Annotated in this window: 16 protein-coding genes; 3 read left to right on the forward strand and 13 right to left on the reverse strand. The window is 70.1% G+C overall.

Translation table 11 applies throughout. The features are described 5' to 3' along the window. Positions 1 to 19: 19 nt before the first annotated feature. From ON27_RS12360 to ON27_RS12385, 6 genes are all read right to left on the reverse strand, one after another. Positions 20 to 1,684: a VWA domain-containing protein gene (locus ON27_RS12360; protein WP_043724733.1), complete on the reverse strand. Its 1,665-nt coding sequence runs from the start codon at positions 1,682 to 1,684 to the stop codon at positions 20 to 22. A gap of 103 nt (positions 1,685 to 1,787) precedes the next feature. After that, a complete protein-coding gene (locus tag ON27_RS12365; RefSeq protein ID WP_043724735.1) occupies positions 1,788 to 2,060 on the reverse strand; it encodes a WhiB family transcriptional regulator in 273 nt (90 codons plus the stop codon). Between the two features lie 28 nt (positions 2,061 to 2,088). Then, entirely contained in the window at positions 2,089 to 2,634 is a 546-nt protein-coding gene (locus ON27_RS12370; RefSeq protein ID WP_043724739.1) for an HNH endonuclease, read from the reverse strand. Positions 2,635 to 2,688: 54 nt separating this feature from the next. Further along, positions 2,689 to 2,883: a hypothetical protein gene (locus tag ON27_RS12375; protein ID WP_043724742.1), complete on the reverse strand. Its 195-nt coding sequence runs from the start codon at positions 2,881 to 2,883 to the stop codon at positions 2,689 to 2,691. Between the two features lie 64 nt (positions 2,884 to 2,947). Beyond that, the gene (locus ON27_RS12380) at positions 2,948 to 3,484 is read right to left on the reverse strand and encodes a DM13 domain-containing protein (RefSeq protein ID WP_043724745.1); all 537 of its coding nucleotides are present in this window, start codon (positions 3,482 to 3,484) and stop codon (positions 2,948 to 2,950) included. A gap of 115 nt (positions 3,485 to 3,599) precedes the next feature. Next, the gene (locus ON27_RS12385) at positions 3,600 to 4,739 is read right to left on the reverse strand and encodes an acyl-CoA dehydrogenase family protein (RefSeq protein WP_043724753.1); all 1,140 of its coding nucleotides are present in this window, start codon (positions 4,737 to 4,739) and stop codon (positions 3,600 to 3,602) included. Positions 4,740 to 4,828: 89 nt separating this feature from the next. Between ON27_RS12385 and ON27_RS12390 the strand changes: the two genes are divergently transcribed. After that, positions 4,829 to 5,527, forward strand: coding sequence for a winged helix-turn-helix transcriptional regulator (locus tag ON27_RS12390; protein WP_051046477.1), 699 nt, complete (start codon positions 4,829 to 4,831; stop codon positions 5,525 to 5,527). Between the two features lie 31 nt (positions 5,528 to 5,558). On the opposite strand, the gene ON27_RS12395 is transcribed toward ON27_RS12390, so the two are convergent. The 4 genes from ON27_RS12395 to ON27_RS12410 are packed head-to-tail and all read right to left on the reverse strand — an operon-like array spanning position 5,559 to position 9,272. Then, complete coding sequence (locus ON27_RS12395; protein ID WP_043724755.1) at positions 5,559 to 6,848, reverse strand: acyl-CoA dehydrogenase family protein; 1,290 nt, start codon at positions 6,846 to 6,848, stop codon at positions 5,559 to 5,561. Between the two features lie 2 nt (positions 6,849 to 6,850). Next, a complete protein-coding gene (locus ON27_RS12400; protein ID WP_043724761.1) occupies positions 6,851 to 7,489 on the reverse strand; it encodes a TetR/AcrR family transcriptional regulator in 639 nt (212 codons plus the stop codon). Further along, positions 7,486 to 8,535 (reverse strand): alcohol dehydrogenase catalytic domain-containing protein, encoded by a 1,050-nt coding sequence (locus ON27_RS12405; protein ID WP_043724762.1) that lies wholly within the window; start codon positions 8,533 to 8,535, stop codon positions 7,486 to 7,488. The genes ON27_RS12400 and ON27_RS12405 overlap by 4 nt, the downstream gene beginning before the upstream one ends. Continuing rightward, on the reverse strand, positions 8,532 to 9,272 hold the full coding sequence (locus ON27_RS12410) for an SDR family NAD(P)-dependent oxidoreductase (protein WP_043724763.1): 741 nt from the start codon (positions 9,270 to 9,272) through the stop codon (positions 8,532 to 8,534). The genes ON27_RS12405 and ON27_RS12410 overlap by 4 nt, the downstream gene beginning before the upstream one ends. A 243-nt stretch (positions 9,273 to 9,515) precedes the next feature. On the opposite strand from ON27_RS12410, the gene ON27_RS12415 reads away from it, so the two are divergent. Together ON27_RS12415 and ON27_RS12420 are read left to right on the forward strand one after the other, a co-directional pair. Beyond that, positions 9,516 to 11,696 carry a malate synthase G gene (locus ON27_RS12415; RefSeq protein ID WP_043724766.1) on the forward strand — a complete coding sequence of 727 codons (2,181 nt, stop codon included), beginning with the start codon at positions 9,516 to 9,518 and terminating at the stop codon, positions 11,694 to 11,696. A 634-nt stretch (positions 11,697 to 12,330) separates the two neighbouring features. Further along, positions 12,331 to 12,846, forward strand: coding sequence for a hypothetical protein (locus ON27_RS12420; RefSeq protein WP_043724768.1), 516 nt, complete (start codon positions 12,331 to 12,333; stop codon positions 12,844 to 12,846). Here the strand turns inward: ON27_RS12420 and ON27_RS12425 are convergent. The 3 genes from ON27_RS12425 to ON27_RS12435 all read right to left on the reverse strand — a co-directional run bounded on the left by ON27_RS12425 (position 12,840) and on the right by ON27_RS12435 (position 14,968). Further along, a complete protein-coding gene (locus ON27_RS12425; protein WP_051046478.1) occupies positions 12,840 to 13,166 on the reverse strand; it encodes a hypothetical protein in 327 nt (108 codons plus the stop codon). The two genes, ON27_RS12420 and ON27_RS12425, sit on opposite strands and share 7 nt — an antisense overlap. 22 nt (positions 13,167 to 13,188) lie before the next feature. Continuing rightward, complete coding sequence (locus tag ON27_RS12430; protein ID WP_043724771.1) at positions 13,189 to 13,923, reverse strand: PaaI family thioesterase; 735 nt, start codon at positions 13,921 to 13,923, stop codon at positions 13,189 to 13,191. Positions 13,924 to 14,329: 406 nt separating this feature from the next. Then, positions 14,330 to 14,968 (reverse strand): DUF305 domain-containing protein, encoded by a 639-nt coding sequence (locus tag ON27_RS12435; protein WP_043724775.1) that lies wholly within the window; start codon positions 14,966 to 14,968, stop codon positions 14,330 to 14,332. Position 14,969 lies beyond the last annotated feature (1 nt).

The following is a 14,969-nucleotide window of genomic DNA, read 5'->3' on the forward strand; positions in this document are numbered from 1 at the left end:
CGCACCCATGGCGGCGCGCCTACGGCGTGGTGAGCGCTTCGACGACCGCGGAGCCGAAGCTGATGTCGTCGGAGGTGGCCAGGCGGGTATAGCTTCCGCCGGTCTGCTGGGCCAGCGCCTGCAGCGTCTGGGTGCCGCTGCCGCCGAGCACGATCACGTCGACGCGCACCGGGCGGGTGCGGTCGGTCGCCGCGGTGATGTCGGCGGCCAGCTGCGTGCCGGTGATCGTGGAATCGTCGTCGGGGCCGTCGGTGATCAGCAGGACCGAGTTGGTTCGCCCCGGCGTGTATCCGCTGACGGCGCTCTTGTAGGCCGCGATCAGGGACGGGTAGGCCTGATCGGACCGGCTCTCACCCGGGCGGACGGAACTCAGCGCGGTGGTGATCTTCGTCCGCTGGTCGGTGGTGAGCGGGGCGGTCGCGGCCGCCACCCGGTACGGCGTGGTGCCGTCGAGGTTCTTGCCGAAGGTCCAGACACCCAGGCCGAAGTCGGGCGGCATGACCGTCATCGTGGAGTTCAGCGCGGCGAGGACGTTCGCCAGCCGCGTCGTCGCGCCCTCGGCCGTGCCCATCGAGGCCGACACGTCGATCAGGACCGTCGACCGGACGCCGAGAACGGGATTCGCCAGCGTGTCCCGTACTTTGTCGAGCGCGGCACGCGAGGGGACGGCGGCCGGGGTCTGGGGCGCGCTGCCGAAGCCCGCCGCGGCGAAGACCTGAGCCTGCTCGGGCTTGCGCAGGAAGTCGGTGAACCGCCCGGCGATGAGGTTCTGGGTCTTGTCCACCCAGGCGCCGGACATCAACGCGGCCGGGTAGTCGGCCACCGGCGCCGAACCGGCGGGCCGGTACCCGACGACGCCGGGCAGTCCCTTGAGTTGCTGCTCGGTAGCAGCGATCGCGTGCATGGGCGCGTCCTGGGCCGTGATCTCCGCGAGCGCCGTCGTCTCGACGGACGACTCAGGGGCATCGCTGGCGAGTCCGGAGATCGCCGCGACCACCTGGCCGGACTGCGCCGCCTGCTCGGTGAGCGGCTCCGCGCCCGAGACGGCGGACCCGACCGCCACGGCCGCGGCCAGCGTGGCGTCGCCCGCGGGCAGGGCCATCCGCAGCCCGCCCCAGCCGCTGAGCCCGACCTCGTCCAGCGAACCCTGCTGCAACCGCGGCAGATCCGCCCACGAGACCTCGGCCTGCTCCAGCGCGCGGTGCAGTTCCTCCGGCACCGCGAGCACGATCGGGCTCGCGGCGACGGGCACCGGCGTGCCCTCGATCAGGCCGGGCACCCGCATGAACTCGATCGAGCGGGTCGAATCGGCGATCCACAGCGCAGGCTGCTGGCCGAGTGCCTGGTCCCAGGGCTCGCCGCTGGTGAACGCGGCGACGATCGCCGAGGAGGGCTGCGCGGTCACCGCGACCCGAGCGCAGTGGTCACGCACTTTGGGCTGGGTGGCGTTGTAGCTGTCCGCGGCGGTCCGCACCTGCGCGGCGATGCTCGGATCGGCCGTCACGTAGAGCGTGGCGGGGCCTTCGACGCATTCGGCCGCTGCCGCACTGTCTTGATCGGCCGCCCGGTCACGCAATTGGAACCAGCCGACGACCATCGCCGCCAGTAACGCAATGGCAACCACCGCGATAACCGGACCTTTGCTGACGCCCCGGGACCTGGTTCCGCTGCGATGAGTGCCCACGCGCCCCAGTGTATGGTCACCGGCTCCGGGCAGCCTCGGCGAGGTTCCTCCTGGCCAGGGGAAGGAAGTGCGCCGCCGCGCCCGAAGGCGCGACGGCGGTGCCTCAGTGGCGGATCACTCGTCCGCGGTCGAATTCGTGCCCGCCCCAGACGCCGGACTGCCCGGTGCGCGCGGCGAAATCGCCACACGCCTTCCGAATCGGGCAGCCGCCGCAGACTTCTCGCGCGTAGTCGAAGTCCTGCGACGGGTACGGGAACCAGGCTTCGTGGTTCGGGTCACCGCGGCAGGCCGCCCGGTGCCACCCTCGGGAGTCCGAGAGCGGGAGCAGGTCGGCCAGGGTCAACTCCGCCACGGCGGTGGTGTCGGTGCGCGTCATCGCGATCTTCTCCTTTCTCGGGTGGTGGTCAGGTCGTGGCGAGTCGCTTCCAGATCCGCCGCTGCTGCCTGGCCTGATGGGTGGGGGCCCTCGGCTCCCAGAGCAGACGCATACCCGCCTCCTGCGGGGTGCGGTCCGCCTTGGCCGAGTTGCACGGCGCGCAGCAGGCGACGAGGTTGCTCCAGGTGTTCGGCCCGCCCCGAGACCGCGGCCGGATGTGGTCCACGGTGCGTGCCCACCCCGCGCAGTAGCCGCACCGGTTGCGGTCGCGGCGCAGGACGCCCGCCAGCGTGGCCCTGCTCTCGTCGTCGACCAGCGCGGTGTGCTCCAGGTAGACGTAGCGCAGCAGCCGAATCGTCTCCGGCAGAGCCAGTTCCATGTGCCGCGACCGGATCGGGAAGTGCGGCTCGCGGTCGGCGACCGACTCGGCGGCTCCGGCGACCAGCAGCACCACGGCACGGTCGGCCTTGATCTCGTCGAGCGCCTCGTAGGAGGCGTTCAGGACGAGCACACCGGTGTGTATCCAGTTGTCGGCGGTCAACGCCGCCGGATCGGCGGCACGGCGGAACGTCATGGGGGTCACCACGTTTCGTGCGGAATCGAGCGAAGGAGGACAGGAGTGCGGCGATCAGCCGTCGGCCTGGAGGCGGCTGACGTCCGGTTCGCCGTACGGTGCGCGCATCGGCCTGCCCGACACACAGCCCGCGATCGACGAACGCGCCGTCTCGGCCTGCGTTCGTTTCGTCGTCTCCGGAATCACTGCCGCCCCTCCTCTCCACTGCCCGGTGACCACCTCGATGCGGTGGTCGGTGTCGAAACACATGGTGGCACAGCGCACCCGCCGTTGTCGGGTGATTTTCCGGCGGTGCTCGGCGGGGGTTCCCGGATCAGACCGGGCGCAGTTCGGCGGCGCCGAAGGAGACGTTGAACCGGTCGCACCAGATCGCGACGCTGGTCAGCTGGGCCAGGTCCGCGTCGGCGGGCACCGCGTAGTTCTGGTTGCCCTGGTTGCCCTTGAGCTTGCCCAGGTCGGTGTGCGCTCCGTCGTCGAAGACGAACCACCCGTCGCGGCCCTCGCGCACCGGCGCGTCGGTGAGCCAGACGTGCAGGTCGGGGCCGTCGGAGGTGTCGAGGTCCCGCAATCGCAGGACGGTGCTGCCGTCGGGCATGCGCAGGAGCACGACGGTGCCGGTGGTGGCGTGCTCGTGCGAGACGAAGGTGCCCTCGGCGATGGCGCGTGGCTGTTGTGCCGTATCGCCCGGGCCGGGCGCCGGGGCGGCCGACGGCGCCGCCTCCTGCACGGTGGTGTCGGTGAACAGCCGCCAGGGTTGGAATGCGGCCAGTCCGGCGCCGAGTGCCACCATCAGCAGCACCGCGACGGTCCAAGTGATCGGCGATCGGGCGATCCGGCGTGCGGACACCATGGCATCTCCTCGGAGCGTCGTCGGGTGCCCGGTGCCGGTTCGGTGCACCGCGCAGAGCTTCTCGCCCCCACTTCATTATGGGGGCGGGCGGCGGCGTTAACGGAACGTCGGTGTGTCATTCGATCGGGGAGTGCCCGAGTTGCACGCGACCGGTGAAGTGGGTCTGCGCGGCCCGCGGCAACGGGTGGAAAAGGCAGCCGTGCACGTCGCGGTAGCGCATCTCCAGTTCACCGGTGCGGGAGTAGCCGAATCCGCCGACGGTTTCCACGGCCAGGCGCACGGTGTGCACGAGCGCGTCCGCCGCGGCCGTCTTCCGGCTGAGCGCCCGGCCGGCGTACCGGTCGGTGTTGGCGAAATGCAGGTTCTCCGATGCGCTGAACATGGCGTCGACGAGATCGCCCGCGGTGGTGTGCGCGGTGACCATCTCACCGGCCAGTTGGACGGTCGGCGCGTCGGCCCGGCCCGCGGCGGCGGTGGTGGCGAGCTCGACCGCGCCGTCGGCGATACCGAGGTAAGCCGCCATGATCAACGGCATCGCCGCGCCGAGCACGGCGTTCAGCAGCGGTGGCCACACGGTCGCCGGGCGGATCAGCGACACGGCGGCGTCGGGTACGAACACGTCCTCGAGCACGACGGTGTGGGATCCGCTGGCCCGCAGACCCATCGTGTCCCAGGTCTTTTCGATGTGCACGCCGGCGGCGGCGAACGGAACCGCGCAGTGCAGTACCTGCGGGCCCTCCGGTGCGTCGTCCCAGCGCACGCTGGTCACCAGGACGGTGCCCGCCTCGCAGCCGCTGGCGGGCGCTTTGCGCGCATGCACCCGGTAACCGCCCGCCACCCGCTCGGCGCGGCCGTTGGAGCCGACCCAGTCGGAGGCGCCGGTACTGACCAGGATCGCGCCCGCGACCACCTTGGCGAACAGCGGTGCGGCGTCGATGCCGTGGTTGTGCCGCCATACCTGGGCGGCCACCAAGTGGGTGTGCATCGCGAAGGCGACGGCGGTGGAGGCGTCGTGGCGGCCGAGTTCGCGCAGGATCGCGCCCATCTCGCGGTGGGTCACCCCGCCGCCGCCGAACTCGGCGGGGACGAGCGCCGCGGACAGTCCGCTCTCGCGCAGCAGGTCGAAGGCGGCGAGCGAGAACTCGCCGGACACGTCCCGGGCCGCGACGTCGGGGCGCAGGGCTTCGCCGACGCGGCGCGCGCGGGCGATCCAATCGGTGGTGGTGGCGGTGACGGCAGGAGCTGTAGTGGTCATGTTTCGAAGTTAGGAACGACCGCGATAACCGGATAGTGCAGAAAGTAGACCTGCCCGGTCCAGAAACGAGACTCCGTCCGCGAGGTGCCATGACGACTTCGATGCCCGGCTACGGCCAGTACTGCCCGATCTCCCGCGCGCTCGACGTGGTGGGCGAGCGCTGGTCGCTGCTGATCCTGCGCGACCTGCTGCTGGGCGCCACGCGGTTCAACGACCTCGCCCGTGGCTTGCCCGGTCTGTCGCGCAGCCTGCTCGCCAAACGTCTGCGGCAATTCGAGCGGGCCGGCCTGGTGGACAAGGCGGCCGGTGAATATCTGCTCACCGACGCGGGCCGGGAGCTGGAGCCGATCCTGTTCGGCCTCGGCGAATGGGGCGCGCGCCGAACCTTCGGCGCGCCACGCGACGACGAGCGCGACCCCGCCCTGCTGGTGTGGTGGATGCACACCCGGGTGGACACCTCGTCGTTCCCGGGCCGGCGTCACGTGCTGCTGGTGCGGTTCACCGACGACCTGCGCCGCTTCTGGATCGTGCTCGAGGCCGGCGTGCCCTCGGTGTGCGACTCCGATCCCGGGTATCCCGTGGACGTCACGATCAGCTCCGACGTCGCCTCGCTGTATCAGGTGTGGCTGGGGCGGCTTCCGCTGGCGCACGCGCTGCGGACGGGCCGCGTGGCGTTCGCCGGCCCGCCCGCGCTCACCCGCCGGATGCAGTCGGTGCTGCGGCTCAGTCCCGTCGCCGGATACGCGGACACCTCGCACATCGGGGACGCCGCCAAGCGCGCGTCCTGAGCGCCGACGACATCCCCCGCGTGCGATCCGCTCAAAGGTTTCCGACGATGTGCTCGAGGCGCCGGGCGACCAGTTCACGCGCCTTCTCCCGGAGCGCGGGCCGGTATCCGCTCGGATACACCGGGTCGGCGGGGGCGTAATCCTTCAGCACCTCCTTGGCCAGGGTGATCTTGTGCACCTCGGTGGGCCCGTCGGCGAGGGCCATCACCTCGGCGTAGGTGAGCATGTCGACGAACGGCAGGTCCTGGCTGACGCCGATCGCGCCGTGCAGGTGCAGCGCGCGCTGGGCGACGTCGTGCATCACCCTTGGCATGGCGACCTTGATGGCGGCGATGTCCTTGCGCACCTTCTTGTAGTCCTGCTCCTTGTCGATGCGCCAGGCCGTGCGCAGCACCAGCAGCCGGAACTGCTCCATCTCGATCCAGCTGTCGGCGATGCGTTCCTGGGTCATCTGCAGCCCGGCCAGCGTGCCGCCGCGCATCGGGCGCGACACCGCCCGCTCGGCCATCATGTCGAACGCTCTGCGGACCATGGCGACCGTGCGCATCGCGTGGTGCACGCGGCCGCCGCCCAGCCGCGTCTGCGCGACCACGAAACCCGACCCCTCGGCCCCGAGCAGATGGTCCGCGGGGACGCGGACGTCGGTGAACCGCAGATGGCCCTCGTGCTCGCTGAACCCGGCGACGTGGAAGTTCTTCACGATCTCCAGGCCGGGAGCGTCGGCGGGCACGATGAACATCGACATGCCCTGATATGGACTCACGTCCGGGTCGGTCATCACCATGACGATGTGGAAGGCGGCGAACTGCGCGTTGGAGTTGAACCACTTCTCGCCGTTGATCACCCAGTGGTCGCCGTCGCGCACGGCGCGGGTCCGGAACAGCGTCGGGTCGGCGCCGCCGGTCGGCTCGGTCATGACGTAGCACGAGCCGATCTCCCCGGCCAGCAGCGGTTCGAGGTAGGTCCGCTTCTGCTCCGGGGTGCCGTAGTGGGCGAGGATCTCCGCGTTGCCGGAATCCGGTGCCTGGCAACCGAATACCGACGGCGCCCACACCGACGTGCCCAGCACCTCGTTGAGCAGCGCGAGCTTCATCTGCCCGTAGCCGCGGCCGCCGAGTTCCGGCCCCAGGTGGCAGGCCCACAGGTCCTGCTCCTTGACCTGCTCCTGCAGCGGCCGCACCAGCGCCATCGCCTCGGGGTCGGTGCGGTCGTACGGATTGGGGTAGAGCAGATCGAGCGGCTCCACCTCGGTCCGGACGAACTCCGCCGCCCAGTCCAGCTTCCGCTGGTACTCCGGGTCGGTCTCGAAATCCCAAGCCATGATCAGCCTTTCGTGTCCCGCGCGGTGTCGTTCACCACGCCGTCGAGCAAAGTGGTCGTGAGGATGTCGGCGATCTCGGCAGGCGAGCGGTCGCCGTGCGGGCGGTACCAGAACGACACCGTGTTCAGCATGCCGAGCACGCTGTTGGTCACGACGTGGTCGTCGGTGCGCAGCGCCCCCTCGGCATGACCGGCGTCGACGACCCGCTGCCAGCAGTGCTGGACCCGGTCGCGCAGGTCCTGCAGTTGGGCGGCGCGCTCGCCGGTGAGCGCGCCGACGTCGCGCAGCTGGATGGCCACCTCACGCTGGTGCCGGATGATCAGCCGCACGTGACTGTGGATCAGCCCGCGCAGCTTGGTGACCGGATCGCCGGGTCCGTCGGCGATCTGTTCGGCGTCGGCCAGCATCCGCTGGATGTAGTCACGCAGGATCTGCCACAGCAGGTCCTCCTTGGAACCGATGTGGTAGTACAGCGCGCCGCGCTGCACGTCGGCGCGCTCGCCGATCTCGGCCACGCCGGTGCCGTGGAATCCCTTCTCCGCGAACAGGTCGATCGCCGCCCGCACGATCCGCTCCCTGGTGTCGCTCGCCGTGGATTCCGCGGCGGGGGGCCGCCCGCGGCGGCGGGAGGGGGCGGTCATCTCGACGGGTCCAAGACGACTTTGCCGACCCCGTCGGCCCGTTCGGCGAACATCCGGTACGCGGCGGGCCCTTCGGACATCGGGAGGTGGTGGGTGACCACGGCCTCGGGCCGCAGCCTGCCGCCCGCGGTGAGCTTCAGCAACGCGGGCAGTTCGTACTGGATCGCGCACAGTCCGATGTGGAATTCGAGATCCTTCACCTGCGCGGCCATCAGATGGAACGGATAGGCGCGGTTGTGGCTCACCCCGATCACGCTGACCCGGCCGCCGTGCCCGACCGCGCTGATCGCCAGCTTGACGGTCTCGTCGGCGCCGACCGCTTCGATCGCGACATCCGCTCCTCCGCACAACGTTTCGCGGATCGCCTGCTTCGGGTCGCCGGACTCGACCGGCTCGGCGCCCAGGGCGGCGGCGCGCTCGCGGCGTTCGGCGAGCAGATCGACGCCCAGCACCCGCGCCGCGCCCATCGCGAAGGCGGACTGCACCGCCATGAGTCCCACCGGGCCCAGGCCGATCACCACCACGGTGTCGCCCGGCGCGACCCGGGCGCGCCGCGCCCCGTACCACGCGGTGGGCCCGTTGTCGGTGAGCACGACGGCGGCGGTGTCGCTCACCTCGTCGGGCAGCTTCGCCAGGTTCCCCGCGGCGTGCGGTACGGCGAGCAGCTGGGCTTGGCATCCCGCCAGCGAGCCGCCGAGGCCGTAGCAGGCGTCGACCGGGAGCGGGTGGCGCGCGCAGGCGGTGACGATCCCGGCTCGGCACTGCGGGCAGCTGTCACAGCCCGCCGACGCGGCGACCAGCACGCGGTCGCCGACCGAGAACCCGCGGGTGTGCGGCCCCAGTTCGACGATCTCGCCGACCGCCTCGTGCCCGACGCCGTAACCGGCGCCCGGCACGAATCCGTGCCCGGCGTAGATGTGCAGATCGCTGCCGCAGATGCCGGCCGCGGTGACCCGGACGATCGCGCCGTCGGGACCGGGTAGCACCGGGTCGGGCTGTTCGTTGTACGAGATCTGCTGTGGGCCTTCGTAGGTCAGGGCCTTCATCGCCAGCCTCCGTCGACCGCGAGGGTGGCGCCGGTGCAGAACGCGGAAGCGTCGGTGGCGAAGAACAGCGCCGCCCCGACCACCTCGCCGGGTTCGCCGACGCGGCGCAACGCGTTGTGCTCGGTCAGTTCGGTGCGCAGCTCGTCGGGCCACGCCGTGGCGATATCGGTCTCGAACGGGCCGCACTGGATCGTATTGACCCGCACGTTCGGCGCGAACGTCTGCGCCAGGCCGCCGGTGAGGGCGTTGAGCCCGGCCTTGGCCGCGGAGTAGGGGACCGCGAACGGCTCCGGCCGCGCCGCCTCGATCGAGGAGATATTGATGATCGAGCCGCCGCCCTCGGCCGCCATGCGGCTGCCGATCAGGGCCGACAGCCGGAACGGGCCTTTCAGGTTGACGCCGATGACCTTGTCGAACAGCGCCTCGCTGACCTGGTCCAGGCTCGGGTACAGCGGCGAGAGGCCCGCGTTGTTCACCAGCACGTCCACCCGGCCGAACGCGGCGTAGACGGTCTCCACCAGAGCGTCGCACTGCGACCAGTCGCTGACGTTGCAGGCCACCGGCAGCGCCCGGCGGCCGAACCGCCGCGTCACCTCCTCGGCGAGCGCGGCGCACCCTTCCAGCTTGCGGCTGGCGATCACCACGTCCGCACCCGCTTCGGCGAACGCGAGCACCATCTGCTTGCCCAGACCGCGGCTCCCGCCGGTGACGACGGCGACCTTGTCGGTGAGTGACACCTGAACTCCTGCGTGGGTCGAGAAATGTTCCGATCAGTACATTAAATCGGCCGCGGGTTACGATCAAGGGGCTGTCCGGCCGACCGCCGACGGCTCGACGACCCGCCGGATGAAGACCTGCTCAGATCGGCGTGGCGGACAGATTCGGGCACAGGGCCGGACGACCCGGCGTGCGGTGGCACCACTACCCGCGGGTAACATGGCCTTGTTTTCCCACCCGGTTTCGCGGAAGTGAGGCAGTAGATGACAGAGCGGATTCAGGTCGGCGGGCTCCAGGTGGCACGCGTTCTCCACGAGTTCGTCGAGAACGAGGCGCTCCCCGGGACCGGCGTGGATTCCGCCGCGTTCTGGGCCGGGGCCGAGCAGGTCGTCAACGACCTCGCCCCGCGCAACCGCGCCCTGCTGGCCGAACGCGACGAGATCCAGGGCAAGGTCGACGCCTGGCACGCCGAGCACCCCGGCGCGAACTACGACAGGGCCGCCTACAAGAACTTCCTGACCGAGATCGGCTACCTGCGCCCCGAGCCCGCCGATTTCCGGATCACCACCCAGAACGTGGACGACGAGATCGCCGTCACCGCGGGCCCGCAGCTCGTGGTGCCGGTGATGAACGCCCGCTTCGCCATCAATGCCGCCAACGCGCGCTGGGGCTCGCTCTACGACGCGCTCTACGGCACCGATGCCATCCCGGAGAGCAACGGCGCGGAGAAGGGCGCCGGCTACAACAAGGTGCGCGGCGACAAGGTCATCGAGTGGGCGCGCAACTTCCTCGACGACTCGGTCACCCTGATCACCGGTTCGCACATCGGCTCGACGTCCTACAAGATCGTCGACGGCGAGCTGGAGGTCGGCCTGGAGGACGGCACCAGCATCGGTCTGGCCGACGCCTCGCAACTGGTCGGCTACCTCGGCGACCCGGAGTCGCCGAGTTCGGTGCTGCTGAAGCACAACGGACTGCACATCGAGATCCAGATCGACCCGCAGTCGCCGATCGGCAGCACCGACACCGCGGGCGTCAAGGACGTCGTGCTGGAGTCCGCGGTCACCACGATCATGGACTTCGAGGACTCGGTCGCCGCGGTCGACGCCGAGGACAAGGTGCTGTGCTACCACAACTGGCTCGGCCTGATGAAGGGCGACCTCGCGGAGAAGGTCAGCAAGGGCGAGAAGACCTTCACCCGCACCATGAACCCCGACCGCGTGTACACCGCGCTGGACGGAGGTGAACTGGTGCTGCACGGCCGTTCGCTGTTGTTCGTGCGCAACGTCGGCCACCTGATGACCTCCGACGCGATCCTCGACGCCGAGGGCAACGAGGTGCCCGAGGGCATCATGGACGGGCTGATCACGTCGCTGATCGCCAAGCACAGCCTGGCCGACGACGCGAAGCTGAAGAACAGCCGCACCGGCTCGGTCTACATCGTGAAGCCGAAGATGCACGGGCCGGACGAGGTCGCGTTCACCAACGAGCTGTTCGGCCGGATCGAGGACGTGCTCGGGCTGGAGCGCAACACCCTCAAGGTCGGCATCATGGACGAGGAGCGTCGCACCACGGTGAACCTGAAGGCTTGCATCCAGGCCGCCGCCGAGCGGGTGGTGTTCATCAACACCGGCTTCCTGGACCGCACCGGCGACGAGATCCACACGTCCATGGAGGCCGGGCCGATGGTCCGCAAGGCCGACATGAAGTCCCAGCAGTGGATCCTGTCCTACGAGGACTGGAACGTCGACACCGGTCTGGCGGCGGGGCTGCCGGGCAAGGCGCAGATCGGCAAGGGGATGTGGGCCATGCCGGACCTGATGGCCGACATGCTCACCCAGAAGACCGGTCACCCGCGTGCGGGCGCCAACACCGCGTGGGTGCCCTCGCCGACCGCCGCCACCCTGCACGCGACGCACTACCACCTGGTCGACGTGTTCAAGCGGCAGCAGGAGATCGCCAAGGGCGGACGCCGCGCCACCGTCGACGAGATCCTCGAGATCCCGCTGGCCGCCGCGCCGGACTGGACCGACGAGGAGAAGCGCCAGGAACTGGACAACAACTCCCAGTCGATTCTCGGCTACGTGGTGCGCTGGATCGATCAGGGCGTCGGCTGCTCCAAGGTGCCCGACATCAAGGACGTCGCGCTCATGGAAGACCGTGCGACCCTGCGCATCTCCAGCCAGCTGATGGCCAACTGGCTGCGTCACGGCATCGTCACCGCCGACGAGGTGGTGGCCAGCCTGGAGCGGATGGCCCCGATCGTGGACCGCCAGAACGCCGGTGACCCGAACTATCGGCCGATGGCTCCGGATTTCGCGGGCAGCATCGCCTTCCAGGCGGCAAAGGAGCTGATCCTGGAGGGCACCAAGCAGCCCAACGGCTACACCGAGCCCATCCTGCACCGTCGTCGCCGTGAGGCGAAGGCGCTGGCCTGCGTCTAGTCCGTACACATCGCGAATCCCCCGGCTCGTCGGCGGGGGATTCGCGCTTTCGCGGCAGCGGGAGTTTCGATTCCTGTTTGTCGGTCCGTTACCCTGGGGCCGCACGAGATCGTTCGATTTGTGAGGAAGATTCATGGGAAGCGTTGTGCTCGACATCGTGGCATTGCTCGCCAATCGCGCGGCGATGTTCTGGAATTGGATGGCCACCGGATCGGCGGGCTTCCCGCCGCTGTGAGCGTGCGGTACACGAGCTACTTCGAGTAGTGGGCAATCCCCTGGTCAGGTGTCCTGGCCGGGGGATTTTCGGTTTCCGGCCGGAATCGGAAAACGTTCCGGATCGTTTGTTTTCACACTGGTGGGCTCGACAGTTCACCGAGCACAAGTGAACGTCGAATCACCGGAATTGATGCGCGGCGCCGTGCGCGATCGCACCAGGTGAGGCTTTCGGAATTGACCCTGCGTGGCTTCGCGCGTTATCCGTCACTAGTGTGGTGGCCCGCCGGATCGCCACCGAGCGCGGCGATCTCGCCACCGATCCCGCGCGCGAATCGCCCGCCCCTCGTATCTTGATCATGTGAACTCCGCAGGGCCCGTGCGCACACGGTCGCGTATTCCTCGTTGGTTCGTGCTGTGGATGGGGCTCCTGACCGCCCTGGTCACACTCTGCTGTGCGGCGCTGTTCTGGCAACTCGCCGCGGAGGGCACTTTTCCGACCCTTGTCGTGCTGTGGGCCGTCCTCGGTGTGCTCGGTGGGGTCGCCATCCTGTTCGGGTTGCTCGGCCTGCTGCGCTACCGGGCCCTGTTCCACAGCCTCGCCTCGCCCGTGTTGATCGGCGTCTTGGTGGCCTTGACGCTCTACGACGTCCCGGAGGACACCGGCTGGCGGCTCTCCCGCGGGATCCTCGAGGACCAAGCCGTCGACTGCGCCCACTCCGGCCACCGCACCCGCCTGGGCGTCTACACCATCACCTTCATCACGCCCCGGGACGGCGGCTGCCTGTTCTACACGCAGCGAGGCGACTCGAATACCGAAGGCTTCGCCTTCTTCCGCGACCCGGCCACCCCACCCCACCTCGGCCCACCAGCCACCAACGGCATCGAATACTCCGCCTTCGACGGCCAGTGGTACCGCTTCGTCGAGACTCACTGAGCGAGGTCGCCGAAGACCTCCTCCAGGGTGCTCGCCGTCGCCGCCCGGGTGATCCATTCGGTCAGGCGGGCGTGATCGGTGCAGGCCTCGATCTCGGTGGTGAGCGCCGCGGGGATGTCGAAACCGCGGGCACGCAGGATGGTGAGTAACGCTGCGGCTTCCCCTCTCGCCGCACCCTTGGCTTCGCCTTCGGCCATGCCGTCGGCGTAGAGCTGCTTGAAGAACTGGCTGTAGTACGGGGACGTGTCGGTCGTCATCAGCATCTCCAGGAAGTGCCGGGCCGCTGCTTTCGGCAGTGCGGCGACGGTACCGATCGTCACCGACAGATCCGGGTGGGGTGGGTCACCACTCGAACGGGAGTGGTTGGCGGGGCTCGATCCAGAGGGCTTCGGCGAGGGCGCAGAGGGCGCCGTCGGTGCGGGCCAGCGCGACGCCGACGGTGTGTTTCCGGCCGTTCGCGGCGATCGGCCAGCCGTAGGAGACGTAGGAGTCACCGGCGCGGACCGGTTCGAACTGGGTGGCGGTGAGGGCGGCCGTGACCGCGCCGGGGCGCAGATCGCGCAGGGCCATCGCGGCCCACCCGCCGGGGCAATCCAGAGCCGCCCAGACGTTTTCGGTGGAGAGGAAGCCGTCGGGCCCGCCGAGCAGGGGATGGGGAGTCCACGCGGCGACGACCATGTCGTGGGTGGACATGGCCCAGGGCGACAGGCGCAAGCCACGGCCGGGTGCGCAGGCCGCTCCGCAGCCGTAGCAGTGGCTCATCTTGCGCAGCGCGTCGGCGGTCGCACTCGCCGCCCGAGCCTGCGCCCAAGTCGGCGCGGGCCGCGGCGTGACCGCGACCGTCGAGGCGGCCGCTTCGGCGAGCACCGTGCCGTCCTGATCGGTGAGCGTCGCGCCGCCCGCGCCGTCGGCGGCCAGCAGCACGGGGGTGTCCACCGAGACTCTGCGCCGGAAGTCGACGCGCACCTGCGCCGAACCGCTCGCGGCGGCGAGCATGCCCGCCACGTACCCGCCGAACGCCACTCCCGGATAACCGCGCACGTGTCCCGGCACCGTGAACGCATCCGTCCGAATCATCTGCTGCCCAACCTCTCCCGGCCGACGATCATGACCCGGCTCAGCCGACCATACCGCCGCGCCGCCGCCGTGCCGTCACCGGGCGACCTGTCACGCCGCCGACCTGCGTGGACGAGGAAGATCTCGCCGGTCGCCCACGATCCGGCCGGTCTGCCCGCCGTGGCGCGTCCATGGACGTGCCGCCGCCGTTCCTGGTGCACGACACCATCGGGCCGGGCTCGGCACGCTTCGCCGAGGTCGCCGACGACCTGCGGCGGCGGACGACGGAACTGGCGGAACTCGCGCCGATTCCGTACCGCCCCGCAAGCCGGAGGCGACTCCGACCGCAGCCTGCGTCTCGAGCCGGGGCGCGACACGCGCGGGGCGAGCGGATTCCAATTGCATGTCGCGTCGTGACCGTGATGGGTCACGGCCGCGGGGTCGCCCCACGCTGGGTGAGCAGCATCCCCATCGTTCCCGCCTCCTGGCCTTGGCCGTGGATCATGGCGCGGGCGATCTCCTTGACCGGTCCGGAGGCCAGCAGACCGTCGGCGGCCTCGGCCATCGCGATTCCGCCCTGGTGATGCCGGAACATCAACTGCAGGAAAAGCACTTCCGCGTCGCGGCCGCGGGCCGTTGCCAAGGCGTCCAGCTCCGCGGCGCTCGCCATCCCGGGCATGAGGGAAGCGTGGGCGGTCTGCGCGCCCGCTGCCGGATGCCGGTGCGATGCGGCGCGCATCCACGCCATCGGATGGGCGGCGCTCGGGGCCGCCTCCGCCAGGCGCAGCCAGCCGAGCATGGTGCCGATCTCCAGGCGCTGGGTGCGGTCGATCTGCTCGGCCAACCGGGCGATCGCCGGGTCCACCGAGCGATCGAGCCGCTGCACCATGAGCAGCGCTTGCTGGTGGTGGGTGGTCATGTCCTGCACGAAGCCGATCTCCACCGCGGTGAGAATCGGTGCGGGGGAGTGGTTCTCCGGGAACACCAGGGGCCGCAGCGCGGCGCCGAGCACGAGCAGCGCGAAGGCCGCCGAAGCCAGAGCCGCGGTTCGCGTCCAGTGCCGCATC

It is taken from the genome of Nocardia asiatica NBRC 100129, assembly GCF_000308415.1.
In the GTDB taxonomy this organism is placed as follows: Bacteria; Actinomycetota; Actinomycetes; order Mycobacteriales; family Mycobacteriaceae; genus Nocardia; species Nocardia asiatica.

What these genes read in the sequence shown, in the direction of transcription:
- ON27_RS12365 (WP_043724735.1), bottom strand. Translation starts at nt 2,060, where the DNA reads ATGACGCGCACCGACACCACCGCCGTGGCGGAGTTGACCCTGGCCGAC.
- ON27_RS12370 (WP_043724739.1), bottom strand. Translation starts at nt 2,634, where the DNA reads ATGACGTTCCGCCGTGCCGCCGATCCGGCGGCGTTGACCGCCGACAAC.
- ON27_RS12375 (WP_043724742.1), bottom strand. Translation starts at nt 2,883, where the DNA reads ATGTGTTTCGACACCGACCACCGCATCGAGGTGGTCACCGGGCAGTGG.
- ON27_RS12380 (WP_043724745.1), bottom strand. Translation starts at nt 3,484, where the DNA reads ATGGTGTCCGCACGCCGGATCGCCCGATCGCCGATCACTTGGACCGTC.
- ON27_RS12385 (WP_043724753.1), bottom strand. Translation starts at nt 4,739, where the DNA reads ATGACCACTACAGCTCCTGCCGTCACCGCCACCACCACCGATTGGATC.
- ON27_RS12390 (WP_051046477.1), top strand. Translation starts at nt 4,829, where the DNA reads ATGACGACTTCGATGCCCGGCTACGGCCAGTACTGCCCGATCTCCCGC.
- ON27_RS12395 (WP_043724755.1), bottom strand. Translation starts at nt 6,848, where the DNA reads ATGGCTTGGGATTTCGAGACCGACCCGGAGTACCAGCGGAAGCTGGAC.
- ON27_RS12400 (WP_043724761.1), bottom strand. Translation starts at nt 7,489, where the DNA reads ATGACCGCCCCCTCCCGCCGCCGCGGGCGGCCCCCCGCCGCGGAATCC.
- ON27_RS12405 (WP_043724762.1), bottom strand. Translation starts at nt 8,535, where the DNA reads ATGAAGGCCCTGACCTACGAAGGCCCACAGCAGATCTCGTACAACGAA.
- ON27_RS12415 (WP_043724766.1), top strand. Translation starts at nt 9,516, where the DNA reads ATGACAGAGCGGATTCAGGTCGGCGGGCTCCAGGTGGCACGCGTTCTC.
- ON27_RS12420 (WP_043724768.1), top strand. Translation starts at nt 12,331, where the DNA reads ATGGGGCTCCTGACCGCCCTGGTCACACTCTGCTGTGCGGCGCTGTTC.
- ON27_RS12430 (WP_043724771.1), bottom strand. Translation starts at nt 13,923, where the DNA reads ATGATTCGGACGGATGCGTTCACGGTGCCGGGACACGTGCGCGGTTAT.
- ON27_RS12435 (WP_043724775.1), bottom strand. Translation starts at nt 14,968, where the DNA reads ATGCGGCACTGGACGCGAACCGCGGCTCTGGCTTCGGCGGCCTTCGCG.